We start from the raw sequence: 13,890 nt of genomic DNA, 5'->3' as shown, positions 1-13,890 counted from the left end.
AACCTGTCAAGGACGACCCTGATGAACCCGGTTCCCCGTGTCTGGCTGCCCGCCCTCCTCGGCGGACTCCTCACTTATGTTTGCTTTTTCCCGTTGAATCTGGGCTTTCTCGCGTGGGTGGCGTTCATCCCGTGGTTCGCCCTCGTGACGGCCGAACGTCCTCGTTCGCGAGGAATTTACGCCGCTTGTTTCTTCGGCAGTCTGCTCTGCCATCTCGGGTTGATCCAATGGGTTCGCGTCGCCCATCCGGCCATGTATGCGTCTTGGGCCATTCTTGCCCTCTTCTGCGCGACCGGTTCGTGTGTCAGCCTCTTCCTCGCCCGTCGGCTGTCACGGGCGGGCCTTCCCGTCTGGCTGGCGGGAGCCATTGCGATCGTGAGCGTGGATTACGGCAAAGCTCATTTTCCGAGCGGTTATCCTTGGCTGGAATGGGTCGGCCTGTGGAATCCCATCGGATTCGGTTGGTATTCTCTTGGCCACACTCAACATGAATTCTTGCCACTGATTCAAATCGCGGATCTGACGGGTGTTTACGGCATCACATTCATCCTTGTGGTGGTGAACGGCGTTCTCTTCGCCTCTCTCGGAAAATCGGGGGCATTCCGCACCGTGTTCCGGCTGTCAGAAACCACTCCCGGACCGGGTCGGCTCGGAATTGCCGTCAGCCTCGCTTTGGTGGGTGGAAGTTTGGGTTACGGATTTTTCCGGCTAAACCATAATCCGTTTGAGGAAGGCCCGGAGATTGCCCTCATCCAAGGGAACTTGGAACAGGATGTGAAAAATACCCACGGCGACGACATGGTTCGCCATTTCGTCAACTTATGCGATCAGGCCGCTTTTGTTCCCAAGGGAACTCCGAAACCGCAGTTGGTTATCTGGCCGGAAACATCCTTTGCCAATGCTTGGGTTGATGTCTCCGAGGGTGTTGATCCCAAAAACACAACAACATCATTCCAACGAGAATACAACTTGATCCGGTCAGACATGAGGGACTTCGGACGCCGTTGGAGGACACCCATGTTGTACGGCTTGAACCGCATCGAATGGGAGCCATCAGAACGGTTGTGGAAGTATAACTCGGCGATTCTCTTCGATGAACGCGGGTCAGAAACCGGTCGTTATGACAAGATTCACCTTGTCCCGTTTGGCGAATATGTGCCAATGCTCGAGACATTGCCGTTCATGAAGACATTTACGCCCTACGAGGGGGATTACAGTTGTCGTCCCGGCCAGTCCTTCACGAAATTTGAGCTGCCGACACCTGCGAGAAAATACACGTTCGGCTGCCTGATCTGTTATGAGGACTCGGACCCCTCACTTGGAAGACGATATGTCACCGGCCCGGAACCGGTCGATTTTCTAGTCAACATCTCCAATGACGGTTGGTTCAACGGAACCGAGGAACACGAGCAACACCTCGCCATCGCCCGGTTTCGGGCCATTGAAGCCCGGCGATCCCTTGTGAGATCGGTCAACATGGGCATCTCCGCGATCATCGACCCGGACGGCCGAATCGTCGCCCTGCCGGGGGAAACATGGCGATCCTCCAAAAAAATCCCGGCCATCCTTCGGGGCCGGATTCCCGTGGGTTATCAATCGTCTCCCTACGCGACCCTCGGGGACTGGCTTCCCATCGGTGGTTGGCTGTTCATGCTGGCGTTGGCGATACGCCGCGTCTTTCGCGGCCGCCAATCAATCGTTAATTCGAGGGCAGGCTGAAAACATACGTCGGCCGGCGGAGGAATGACATGAGGATACTGCTGGTGGAGGATGAACCGAAAACCGCCGCCTACCTGCGAAAAGGGCTGGAGGAAAATGGTTTTGTGATCGATGTCGCCGACCGGGGAAACGATGGTCTTCGTCTGGCCAGAACCGACACGTTTGATTTGGTGATCCTTGATGTGATGCTGCCAAACCTCGACGGTTGGGGTGTCCTGGCCGGTTTGCGAGAGGGAGGACGACAGACGCCCGTCTTGTTCCTGACCGCCCGTGACGCCGTGGAGGACCGGGTGCGGGGATTGGAACTGGGGGCGGATGATTATCTGATCAAGCCGTTTGCCTTCTCCGAATTGCTGGCCCGTGTGCGGTCATTGCTGAGGCGAAGCCCTGCCCGTCAGCCGGAAATGATTCGCGTGGCCGACTTGGAGTTGGACGTGATTCGACACCGGGCCACACGGGGCGCCAAACGACTCGACCTGACGCCAAAGGAATTCGCTCTTCTTTCGTTGCTGGCGCGCCGCACGGGAGAGGTTCTTTCCCGCACACTGATTGCCGAACAGGTCTGGGACATGAATTTTGACAGCGACACCAACGTGGTGGATGTCCACGTCCGGCGGTTGCGATCCAAGGCCGACGACCCTTTTGAAACGAAACTAATCCACACCGTCCGGGGGGTGGGCTATGTCCTCGAAGAACGCCCCTGACCTTGGCAGGTCGGATTCGGAACGTCTCCCCGCGCGAAAGTCTTGGTCGCTCGCCGCCCGACTCACGATTTGGAACACCGGCTCGTCCTTCCTGTTGATCTTGGGGGCCACCGGCTTCCTTTACTTGGCTTTATGCCGAAGCCTTGACCGCGAAGACGACAACCAACTCGCCGATCAGGCTCTCGTGCTACGAGACATGCTGGCCGAACGCCCGGACAACCTGGAGGCCGTCCGGCGCGAGGCAGAGGAAGAGTTTCAAAGCCGACAACATACGCGTGTCTTCATCCGATTGTTGGATGCCACCGGGCAAACCCTCGTGGAAACACCGGAAATGGATCGGGTGTTGGCTTCGGATTCATTCCCGGTCCCCGTCCTTGCACCAGAGACGGGCATTGATCGACGATCACCCGAAGGCATTTCCTTCCGAATCATGTCGGTGCGATTTGAAAACGTCTCGCCGGGAAAAACATTTGTCGTTCAGGCCGCGATGGACCGAACTCAAGAAGTCGAACTATTGGATGTTTACCGAAAAAACCTATGGCTGATACTGGTCACGGCGCTGGCCTTATGTGCGATTATCGGACACATCATCGCCCGCCGGGGACTTCAGCCCCTTCGCATGGTGGCTGACACGGCCAACCGCATCAAACCTTCCAATCTCGGTGAGCGGATCGAAGCCAACGGACTGCCCGCCGAATTGTTCACCCTCGCAGGCACATTCAACACCATGCTCGACCGGCTTGAACAATCATTCATCCGGCTGTCCCGCTTCTCGGCCGACATTGCTCATGAACTGCGAACCCCGGTCAACAACCTTCGAGGTGAAATCGAAGTGGCGCTCGGTCATCCCCGCCAGCCAGGGGAATATCGGGAGGTTCTTGGTTCCAATCTTGAGGAATGCGGGCGTCTGTCCCGCATGATCGACAGCCTTCTTTTTCTGGCAAGGGCTGAGAATCCCCGAACACAAGTTTTCCGGGAACAAATCGACATTGGAACGGAATTGACGACCATTCGCGACTTTTACGAAGCGGCCGCGAATGAAAAGGGGGTTGGCCTCTCCGTCAGTGCTGATGGACGGTTTCCGGCTGATTTAAACCGTTCCCTGTTCCAACGGGCCATTGGCAATCTGATCTCGAACGCGGTGGCCCATACCCCGCCGGGTGGCACGGTCACTCTTGCCGTCACGGGGGATGACACTACGGCGACAGTGGAAGTGACCGACACGGGCGACGGTATCCCGGCGGACGCCCTGCCGCATGTCTTCGACCGATTCTTTCGCGCGGATCAGGCGAGATCTTCTTCCTCGGAGAACGTTGGCCTCGGTCTTGCCATTGTGAAAAGCATCGTCGAACTGCATGGTGGAACAATCCACATCAGCAGCGAAGTCGGCCGGGGCACTCGCGTCACGGTGCATTTCCCCCGACGGATGACGAAACCGTAATCCCGTCGTCATGTTGCCGTTCGGAGCCGTTGGTATTCTCCTCATTGCCGGGGCGACGAGACCCGGAAGAGAATCGGTCTAACGGAAGGCGATTGTGATGGCTCGCAAAACTTCTACCACTCTCCGTCGAACCGGGTTTACGTTGATCGAGTTGCTGGTGGTGATCGCCATCATCGCTATCTTGATCGGGTTGTTGTTGCCAGCCGTCCAGAAGATTCGCGAGGCCGCCAACCGGTCAAAGTGTGTCAACAACCTGAAACAAGTCGGACTGGCGCTGCAAAATTACCACGACACCAACCTGAAATTCCCCCCTGGATATGTGTCGAACTCGGATGCCTCCGGGAACGACACCGGCCCCGGCTGGGGTTGGGCCGCTCATCTTCTGCCGCAGATGGAACAAGACAACGTGTTCCGACTTATTGACCTGACACAACCCATCGAAGCTCCCGCATCGGCCCAAGGACGGATCGTCCTGGTGAAGACCTACCTCTGCCCCTCGGACAACCCGCCTGCCCAGGCATTTCCCGTCGGGCCGCGTTCGGCCACCGGGCAACTGACGTCCACCACCTGCACCGTCGCTCCATCCAACTATGTTGGCAATTACGGCACCGGCGAACCGGGCGTGGACGGGGATGGAATCTTCTACCGCAACAGCACGGTGCGGATCGCCGACATCACCGATGGAAGCAGTTCGACTCTGATGGTCGGCGAGCGGTCGTTTTATCACGCGGAATCAACATGGGTCGGGTCGGTCACCGGCGCAAACCATGTGCCAACGCCGGGATCTCCGCTGGCCCTCCAAGTGAACAATGCCTCCAACTTTGTCCTCGCCCACACGGGCGAAACCTTCCAAGGGCCGGCGTACCCGGAAGAGATCAACCACTACACATCCCGGCACACCGGCGGGGGCAATTTTGTGTTCGCCGATGGTCACGTCGGATACCTGAGCCGTTCGACCAGTTACCAAACTTACAAAGCCCTGTCGACCCGCGCGACCGGGGAAGCCATCTCCACGGGAGACTATTGATGCGAGCGATTCGACGTGTGTTACTGTCAGGAATCACCTTTCTGGCCCTGGCCGGGTGCGGGGAATCTAAGGAACGAAAGACGACGCTGGATATCAAAGATGTCCCGCCGGACATCATGAAAGTGGCGAAGCAGAATCTGCCCGATGTGACGTTCACCACTGCTTGGAAGAAAGCCAACGGCACATTCGAAGTGCAGGGGAAAAACAAGAATGGAAAGATCCGCGAGATCGACATCCGACCGGATGGAAGCGTCGAGGAAATCGAGTGATTGTTCATCGACGACGCAAGTTCATCCTGTGCGGCGGGATCATCATCCTAGCTACGTCGCTTATCAGCCTTGAGACGTATGTGCTCAGCCCTGATGTTCGGATCATCACCACGCGCGCGGCCAGTGGCATTGGCGCATGGGACACAGTGACCGGGATGCTCGACGATCAAGACCATCAAGTGCGAACGACGGCCGGAGACATGCTGGTCGAACGCGGGGAAAAAGCCGTTGCCCCCTTAATTCGCGGGTTGGAAAGGTTGCCATTATCTGGTCGTCAGATGGCTGCGATCACTCTATCTCGGATGGGAGTCGTGGCGATTGACGCAATTCCCGCATTGGAAATCGCAATACGAGCAGACCCCGATCCTTCAGCCCGCTTGGTGTATGCGCGGGCAATGTCAACCATTGCCCCATTGGATGCGCGGGTGATCCGGATAATCAGCGGATTGTTGACTGAGGAAGACGAACACACCCGAGTGGTCGCCGCCGAACTTTTGGGAAAATTGGGACCGCAAGCAACGGAAGTCATCCCTGTTTTGATTATGGCTCTGCGAGATGCCAGTCCGCTTGTCCGGCGGGAGGCGGCCGAGTCCTTGGGACAATTTGGCCCCTCCGCCAAGGTTTCAGTCCCGGCGTTAATAGCGGCCTTGACTGATGAATCGCCTGAAGTGCGAATGGAAACTGCTGAAGCCCTTGGTTCCATTGGTCCGCTTGCCCGAGACGCTGTCCCCGCCTTGAACACCGCTTTGCGAGATCCACATCCGAAAGTCAGAAGCGAAGCCGAAGAGGCATTGAAAAAGATCAGATAACCACCATTTTCGACCCCAATCGAGGCAATCACCCAAAGTATCGCACAAGTTTAATTGGGATTCGCGGATCCCAGATGGCGTTTCCATTAGGGCTGGCCATTCAAACGCTGCGAAACGTTGTGGGTAGTCCCGATGGCATGCCGAGACGAAATACTCTTTTTTTGCGAACCGAATAGTCGCCGATTTTTGGAACCACACGCCCAAAATGACCCTCTGAACACATTTACACACCCAGACCGTCGCCATACTCCCCTTGGGTGAAGGAAACACTGGTCAGGAGGCCACTTTGAGACCCGTTTTCACTCATTCGGGGGGAAGGTTGGCCATGTCCGTCAAATACCTGTTCGTTGACATGAATTCGTTTTTCGCTTCGGTTGAACAACAAGAGCATCCGGAATACCGGAACAAACCAGTGGCCGTGGTCCCTTTGGACACGGACACGACGTGTTGTATTGCGGTAAGTCATGAGGCAAAGAAATTCGGCATAAAGACCGGCACACGCGTGGGCGATGCCAAACAAATGTGCCGGGGAATCATCATCATCCCGGCCAGTCCGAAGATCTACATCGAAAAGCACCATGAAATTCACAAGGCAGTTGAATCCATCCTTCCGGTAACGGCCGTGCTGTCCGTGGATGAAATGGTGTGCCGGTTATGGGGCGATCATGCAACGGTGGAACGGGCGACGGAAGTGGCAAAGGCCGTCAAACGGGCCATCATTAGAGACGCCGGGGAATGTATGACGTGTTCCGTGGGAATCGCCCCAAACCGGTTGCTCGCCAAAGTGGCAGCCGACATGAAGAAACCTGACGGTTTGACTGTGATTCGCCGGGAAGAACTGCCGGAGAGGTTGCACGTTCTGGAGTTAAACGATTTTCCGGGAATCGGCCACCGCATGGAGCGACGGCTCAACAATTCCGGAGTGACATCGACGAAACAACTGACAAGCCTTTCCGAAGGAGATTTGTCCCGCATTTGGGGAAGCCGATTGCTTGGAGGTTCGTGGTTTCAACGCCTGCGCGGCGCAGATGTGCCGGAGTCGCCGACCCGCCGAAGATCGATCGGCCATTCTCGCGTGCTGGAACCGAGTTTCCGCAACCCCAAGGATGCCCGCGAAATTCTGATTCGACTGCTTCACAAGGCGGCCGCCCGGTTGCGGCACGTCGGCTACTATGCCGGTTCGGTCAGCCTGTCAGTTTCCTACCTGGAGAAATTTCGTTGGTCGGATGGTTATCGCGTCGAACCCTGCCGGGACACGCTGACACTGATCCAACATTTCTCCTCTCTCTGGGAACGCCGGGCAGATGGCACCCCGAAAAAAGTCGGACTAGTGTTGGGGGACCTGATCCACGCACGAAATGTGACAAATTCCCTCTTCGGCAACGGCAGCCAATTAGGGGAACTCGCCAATGCGATGGATCAGGCAAACGAGGTTTTTGGCCGATATGCGGTGTATTTCGGCGGCATGCACGGCAAAGGGGAAGCCGTCAACACTCGCATCGCCTTCGGTGTCATCCCCGACACCAAATTTGCCGATTGCTGACAGATCGGTCACTCACCAAGCGTGACTTTCAGTTTCTGGCCATATCTTGGCGGTGCTTCGTTCGGCGCCAGTTCAATCGAGAGGATACACTCCAATACCCGCTCTTCCGATGACATTTGGATCATGTCAGGCCCCGCCCCGCCACCAGATCGCTTGAGAAGGTATTGGTCGGCAATGCGGACCACTTTCCCCTTCCATGTCAACGAAGGATCGGCATCATCCTCTATCCGTCCCGTCATCCCTTTTGTCACCCGACGGGCAAACTCTTGGTTGACTTCGCAACGGAAGATGAGCGGCGTATCCTTGATGAACCAAAACGCGGGTTCGCGGGAATGCGGGCCAAAAGTCATGCCATCCGAGGCGAAACTGCGAATGATTTTGCCATTGGCCGGGGCATTGCAGGCATACTGTTCGGCGCCGTACTTGGCCTGTTCAAGAACACTTTCGGCTCGTTTCACACCGGCGTCGGCCAAATCAACCAGATATTGGGGGTTATGATCTTTCAATCCCTTGAGTTTCCAACGGACCGAATCAAGCATGAATTCAGCGGCCTTCACGGCCGCCTCGGCGGCTTCCAATTCATTCTGGGTCTTTTGACCCATGATTTTGAACAACCGTTGAGTCTCGGCGAGTTCACTCTGCTTCGCCTTCAATTTCTCGGCCTCGGCGGAAAGTTCGTTGTTCAAGGCATTCACCTGCGGGACATGACTATCCACGGCCGCCTGAGCTTTCACCTTCTCCTGCTTGGCCGCCGCCACCCCGGCTTCGGCTTCCTCAATGCGGAGTTTGGCAATGCGATCATCGAATGCGAGAAGGGGTTGCCCCGCCTTCACGACAGCCCCTTCGGGAACCAGCACCTTGGTCACCTTCACTGGCTGTGGAAAATTATCCGGGTAAATACGGATGATCGGATCATCGGTGTCCGCAAAGCCGAGGCACACGAGCTTTTTGGCGCCAGAAGACTTGGCGGCTTCGGGAGCCGGTTCGCCCTTGTCCCCCACGGCTTTTGCCGCCGTGAGGCCTCCCACGACAAGCAACACGCACCCAAGGGAATAAGCAACGGTTAATAAACGGCGGCGGGTCATTGGTGGCCCCTCCAGGTGTCGGTCGGGCACGGGATGGCGTTTTCCATCATCCGGCCGTCTTCCAATTGGTATGAGACATCAACGTGTTCGAGCAAACGATGGTCGTGTGAAACGACGATAATCGTGGAATCGTATTCGTGGGAGGCTTTCTGGAGCAGGTCGATCACCACCTGCCCGCTGCTCCAGTCCAATGCGCTGGTTGGTTCGTCCGCAAAGCAAAACCGGGGGCGTTTGATAAGCGCCCGGCCGATGGCCACCCGTTGTTTCTCCCCGCCGGAGAGTTGGGCGGGTTTTTTGTGTTCCTTGCCGGCAAGGCCAAGCAGGCCAAGCATTTCATCGGCCCGTTTGCGGGCTTCCTTCCCGGGAACTCCGTCGCCCCAGCGCAGGATGATTTCCAGTTGCTGCCTGGCCGTCAGGGCCGGGAAGAGGTTGTATCCTTGAAAGATGAACCCGCAGTTCCGCAAGCGGAATTGCTCACGTTCTCGCGGGGACATCTTCCAAATGTCCAGCCAGCGACCGTTCTCACGAGCCATGACCTGACCGGCGTCGGGCTTCAACAGGCCGGACATGATCGCCAGCAGGGTGGATTTGCCGGAACCGCTCGGTCCCATCAACAGGGCCACCTGGCCGCGATGAAGATCAATGCTCACATCGTCGATTACGTTCCGCGACTTGGCCCCATCCGTGAAGGCCCGGATCAACGAAATACCACGCAGGGTCACGTCCTCGTCAGGCACAGACATCAGAACTCCCTTGGAGAACACCGCCACGCCGAAACAATCCTTCGTCACCGGTCAGCGGAGCAAACTCATCGGCTCGATAGTACGCACAGATCGTAAAGCAATCAATCCGGAAAACAGAGCCATGACGAGCGTAATCCCGCCCGACATCGCCAGTAATTCCCATGGCAGAGGGATAAACACCCCCACCAACGTGCCCAACCAAGCCAGTGCATGAATGCACGGATACGCCAATAACACACCAAACAGACCCACCCAAAACGATTGAACCAAGACCATCGAGGTGATCCGCCAGCGAGGAATCCCCATCGCGAGCAAGATGGCAAACTCCTTGGCGGAGGCGACAGTGGCCGCGTAAAGCGTCTGGCTGGTGACAACCGCCCCGACGAGCAATCCAAGCAACGCCGTGTACCCCAACGCAATGCCCGCTTTGGTCTTAATGAGCCAGTGCATGCGCGACCGCGTCGAGAACTGAGAGGACGACATCACCGTCATGTCATGACTGTCCTTGTATTCCTGGTTCATCTCTGCCGCGACCACTTCGGCATCGGCGGGGTTGTGGCATTTCAACAACAAGTAAGTGATGTGATCTTTTGGCATCACACCCCTCAGCACTTGGGCGGCCGTCGGCCGGGAACAAAAGACATAAGCCCCGGCAAGACTTTTGAGGCCGGCAGAAGTTTCCCCGACGATCCGGACCCGCTGCTTGTTGATTTCCGCGTAGTCACCAATGTTGACGCCCAAGTTCTTTCGCTCGGCCCGATCAACGACAACCGACAACGGTTCTGTGAGGGCCGCCCGCAGTTCCGGAGTGAGTTCGGTGATCGAACCGAGGCTGTCATCCTCAAGGCTGCAACCAATCAGGATGCACAATTCCGATCCGCCGTTTGGTTTGATCCAAGAACCGAACGATTGGTAATAAGGTTCGACGACGGCAACACGAGGGTCGCCAGCCACACGGGACAACTGAGACATCGGGATCGGTCGGCCCAAGTCCACACTGAGAACTTCCGGGGAGCCGATCCACACATCGGCCCTTGTGTGATCGACCGGGATGCTGGTGATTTTGAAAAGACCCAGCAACAGCCCGCACTGGAGCGCGATCAGAACGGCTGAAAACGCCACCGCCCCGATGCCGGGAAGGTAGCGAGGTCGCTCGTGCCAGAGGGTCGATAGTGAATAATTCATCATCACTCGTGGACAAAAAGCAAGTTAACCCGCCCGTGCCATCAACGATTCGCCGAGGATGTCACCGCCGGGAATCAGAGACGGAATCTCCGCCAGATCCCCGCTCACAAACAAATGATGCCACAACTGCGTGGACATTACCGCAATCAATCCCATTTCAACCGACGTTTTGGAGAGACTTTTCCGCATGGACGGCAGGCGTTTTCGCCACTCAATGACCGCTTTGGGATCAAAGTAGCCCGTCTTGCGAAGCGATTCCTCGCTCAAGACCTGCCCGATCCATTTCGGAAGTTTCGGGTCGGACATATGGAAACTGTCCAACGGGGCGCGGAACATCTTCTTCGAACGGTCGGCAGTTTCTCGCGGCATCCATCGCCGGGCAACTTTCCGCAACAGGTATTTGTCCTTCAAGCGGCGAAGTTTCCAACGCGGATGAAGGCTGTTGGTGAAGGCCACCAAATCTTCGTCCAAAAACGGCGGCCGGGTTTCCACGGAAGACCACATGGCCACCCGGTCCCCCTTGGAGGCCAGCAAATGGCCCGGCAACATGATTCGCCCGCCGAGATAAAGCCCCCGGTGGAAGGGATGCCATCGCTTTAATCGCTCGGTGTTAAGATTCAACGCCGCATAGGGTGTTTGGCCGAAGAGTTTTCCCTTCAAATCCGGATGAAAGAAACGGACCTTTGAGAGACTCATCATCCCATAGACTTCGAGCCAGCCGTTGGAACCCCCGACGGCATCTTGGGCAGCGTTAAGCATTCTCATCGGGAAAGCGGGCTGTTTTGTCAGTTTGAGCAGACCCACTCGCAGCAAGTTCCCGACCCGAACGCCCGGCAGCACTTCCAGGCATCGCAGGATCTGGTTGACTTTGAACCAAGGATAACCGGCCAAGAACTCATCTGATCCTTCGCCGGTCATGGCGACTTTGAACCCCGCGTTTCTGACGAATCCCGCCAGTCGTTGCAACGAAGCGGAAGAGGAGTCCACGACCGGAAACTCGGCGGCCGAGATGAGTTTCGGATAGTCCGCGCAGGCATCCTCGGGGTTGTACTCGCACACGGTGGTGGTCGAACCGAGGTGCTTTGAAAACTCTTGGGCCAAGTTTGTTTCGTCAAATCCAGTGGTTCGGACGCCGACCGTAAAAGTGGGGATGGGCCGGCCAAGTAATTTGGAGGCCACGGCCGTCACCAAGCTCGAATCCACTCCGCCCGAAAGGTAAGAGACAACAGGCACATCGGCCTGGAGCCGTCTCTTGACGGACTGGACAAACAGATGTTCGTAATGCTCAATGGCCAGTTTGTCGGGAGGATTCAATTCCTCCCCTTGATCGGGGAAGTCAATCTCCCAATAGATCCGGTCACGGATGCTAAGTTCCGAAGCCGAAGAGTCGCGTCGGATATCAAGGTAATGGCCCGGTGATACCTGGCTGATCCCTTCAAAACAGGTCATTGGTCCGGGCAGGGCAAAGAACGAAAAAATCTGATTGATGCCGTTTAAGTCGGTCTTGCGCGGCACCAGCCCGGAGGCAAGGATCGACTTGACCTCGGATCCGAAGAGGAGTGTTTCCCGCCCTTGCTGTCGTTGGACGCTCCAAAAGAGAGGGCAAATGCCAAAGCGATCTCGGGCCAATATCAGGCGGTCATCTCGAACCGACCAAAGGCAGAAAGCGAACTGCCCTCTGAGATGCTCGAAAAAGCGTTCGCCATATTCCTCAAACAAGTGAGGAATGAGTTCGGTGTCCGTGGAAGTTTTGAAGCGATGACCCCGGCGTTCCAAGTCCGCGCGGATCTTCGGATAATCGTACAGTTCGCCGTTAAAAACAACCCAGAGTGAGCCGTCTTCGTTGCTGATGGGCTGTTTGCCGTCCGACAATCCCACGATTGACAATCGACGGTTGGCCAGTCCGAGCGAATTGCGTTCGAGGAAACCATCATCGTCGGGGCCGCGATGAATCATCGCACCCGCCATGCGTCGCAGCATGGACGACGATACCGGTGGCTGGCCGGCGTTGTTGATGATTCCTGCGATGCCGCACATGAGATCGGAATCCTACCTGTTTGATCCAATCACCGAAGGGGGACCCGATGATTGTCGATTGACGAAAAAGCGTCACGTCAGTTTGGCTCACAATCCTTTAGTATCTAACGGCTTCCTGATACGGAAGTTCGTTGAAGTTAGAAACAGAAGAACAAGCAAATCAAACCATTTCCCATGAATGATCGGGATATTTTACCCAAAACCTGCAACCTATGGGTGCAAATCACAAGCCAAGGCCAAAAAATGCGGGGATTGGGGAAAATTTGAGCGGATCAACTTACTCAAAGAGTTTGCTCACTGATTCATTCTCGTGAATGCGGACTATCGCATCGGCGAGCAACTGATCGACGCTCAACACTTGAATCTTGTCGATAGTTTTGTCAGGGGTGAGCGGAATCGAATCAGTAATGACGACGTTCTTCACCGGCGAGTTTTTGAGATTGGAGATCGCGTTACCGCACAACACGCCGTGCGTGGCGAACACATAGATTTCCTTCGCCCCGTTCGCCTCGGCAATTCGGGCGGCCCCGGTGATGCTCCCGGCGGTGGAAATCATGTCGTCGAACATGATGGTGATTTTCCCCTTCAGGCTGGCGCCGATGAGGTTCGCCTGTTCCACCTTGGTGGCATTGGTCCGCCGTTTGTCGACGATGGCAAGTTCCCCGCCAAGTCGTTTCTGATAGTGCAATGTGGACTTCACCCGGCCCTCGTCGGGGCTGAGAAACACCACTTCCTCCATGTTCAAACCCATCTTGCGGATGTGCTTGATGAAAATGGGGGCGGCGATGAGGTGATCCACCGGGATGTCAAAAAAGCCCTGAATCTGCGGGGCGTGCAAGTCGAGCGTCAGCACGCGATTGGTTCCGGCCGCCGTCAGGAGATTAGCCACCAGTTTCGCCGAGATCGGCACCCGGCCTTGGTCTTTGCGATCTTGGCGGGCATAGCCGTAGTAGGGCATCACCACCGTGACCCGATACGGGCTCGACCGCTTGAACGCATCAAGGATGATCAGCAATTCCATCAGGCTTTCGTTCACCGGTGTGCAGGTGGACTGCACGATGAACACATCCCGGCCGCGAACATCCTCTTCAATCCGGACAGAAGTTTCGCTGTCCGGGAAACTTTCCACCTTGAGATTGCCGAGGGTGTCGTTCAACTGCCGGGCGATTCGCTCCGCAAGCGGAGAGTTGGCCCGGCCGCTGAAAACACGCATTTTATTGTTCGCCATGCCGAGCATCCTCGTCCAATCGCCGGAAAAACTTCGTCAGATGAGTGAATCATCTTACGTGCCGGTCGTCTGTTTCGCATCGGGGCACTCTCCGGCCACC

At 56.5% G+C, this 13,890-nt stretch carries 12 protein-coding genes; 7 read left to right on the top strand and 5 right to left on the bottom strand.

The window, feature by feature from the left end; translation table 11 throughout:
- Positions 1-21: 21 nt before the first annotated feature.
- The 7 genes from lnt to BGIM_RS0129405 all read left to right on the top strand — a co-directional run bounded on the left by lnt (position 22) and on the right by BGIM_RS0129405 (position 7,512).
- Positions 22-1,719 carry an apolipoprotein N-acyltransferase gene (gene lnt / locus BGIM_RS0129435; RefSeq protein ID WP_020473275.1) on the top strand — a complete coding sequence of 566 codons (1,698 nt, stop codon included), beginning with the start codon at positions 22-24 and terminating at the stop codon, positions 1,717-1,719.
- 29 nt (positions 1,720-1,748) lie between these two features.
- Positions 1,749-2,423 carry a heavy metal response regulator transcription factor gene (locus BGIM_RS0129430; protein ID WP_020473274.1) on the top strand — a complete coding sequence of 225 codons (675 nt, stop codon included), beginning with the start codon at positions 1,749-1,751 and terminating at the stop codon, positions 2,421-2,423.
- The gene (locus BGIM_RS0129425; RefSeq protein WP_020473273.1) at positions 2,401-3,864 is read left to right on the top strand and encodes a heavy metal sensor histidine kinase; all 1,464 of its coding nucleotides are present in this window, start codon (positions 2,401-2,403) and stop codon (positions 3,862-3,864) included. The genes BGIM_RS0129430 and BGIM_RS0129425 overlap by 23 nt, the downstream gene beginning before the upstream one ends.
- 97 nt (positions 3,865-3,961) lie before the next feature.
- Positions 3,962-4,891 (top strand): DUF1559 domain-containing protein, encoded by a 930-nt coding sequence (locus tag BGIM_RS0129420; RefSeq protein WP_020473272.1) that lies wholly within the window; start codon positions 3,962-3,964, stop codon positions 4,889-4,891.
- On the top strand, positions 4,891-5,160 hold the full coding sequence (locus BGIM_RS0129415) for a hypothetical protein (protein ID WP_020473271.1): 270 nt from the start codon (positions 4,891-4,893) through the stop codon (positions 5,158-5,160). Before BGIM_RS0129420 ends, BGIM_RS0129415 begins: the two co-directional genes overlap by 1 nt.
- Positions 5,157-5,969, top strand: a complete 813-nt coding sequence (locus tag BGIM_RS0129410) for a HEAT repeat domain-containing protein (protein ID WP_020473270.1) — start codon at positions 5,157-5,159, stop codon at positions 5,967-5,969. The genes BGIM_RS0129415 and BGIM_RS0129410 overlap by 4 nt, the downstream gene beginning before the upstream one ends.
- A 325-nt stretch (positions 5,970-6,294) precedes the next feature.
- On the top strand, positions 6,295-7,512 hold the full coding sequence (locus BGIM_RS0129405; RefSeq protein ID WP_020473269.1) for a DNA polymerase Y family protein: 1,218 nt from the start codon (positions 6,295-6,297) through the stop codon (positions 7,510-7,512).
- Between the two features lie 8 nt (positions 7,513-7,520).
- On the opposite strand, the gene BGIM_RS0129400 is transcribed toward BGIM_RS0129405, so the two are convergent.
- From BGIM_RS0129400 to BGIM_RS0129380, 5 genes are all read right to left on the bottom strand, one after another.
- Complete coding sequence (locus BGIM_RS0129400; RefSeq protein ID WP_020473268.1) at positions 7,521-8,597, bottom strand: HlyD family secretion protein; 1,077 nt, start codon at positions 8,595-8,597, stop codon at positions 7,521-7,523.
- Positions 8,594-9,340 (bottom strand): ABC transporter ATP-binding protein, encoded by a 747-nt coding sequence (locus tag BGIM_RS0129395; protein ID WP_052640070.1) that lies wholly within the window; start codon positions 9,338-9,340, stop codon positions 8,594-8,596. Before BGIM_RS0129395 ends, BGIM_RS0129400 begins: the two co-directional genes overlap by 4 nt.
- 51 nt (positions 9,341-9,391) lie before the next feature.
- Positions 9,392-10,528 carry an ABC transporter permease gene (locus tag BGIM_RS0129390; RefSeq protein ID WP_020473266.1) on the bottom strand — a complete coding sequence of 379 codons (1,137 nt, stop codon included), beginning with the start codon at positions 10,526-10,528 and terminating at the stop codon, positions 9,392-9,394.
- A 21-nt stretch (positions 10,529-10,549) separates the two neighbouring features.
- Positions 10,550-12,562, bottom strand: coding sequence for an asparagine synthase (glutamine-hydrolyzing) (gene asnB / locus BGIM_RS0129385; protein WP_020473265.1), 2,013 nt, complete (start codon positions 12,560-12,562; stop codon positions 10,550-10,552).
- Between the two features lie 277 nt (positions 12,563-12,839).
- Entirely contained in the window at positions 12,840-13,799 is a 960-nt protein-coding gene (locus BGIM_RS0129380; RefSeq protein ID WP_020473264.1) for a ribose-phosphate diphosphokinase, read from the bottom strand.
- Positions 13,800-13,890 lie beyond the last annotated feature (91 nt).

This window comes from Zavarzinella formosa DSM 19928 (genome assembly GCF_000255705.1).
Classification (GTDB): domain Bacteria; phylum Planctomycetota; class Planctomycetia; order Gemmatales; family Gemmataceae; genus Zavarzinella; species Zavarzinella formosa.
Note: the sequence above shows the minus strand (reverse complement) of the source record. Positions and strands in the feature narration are given on the sequence as shown.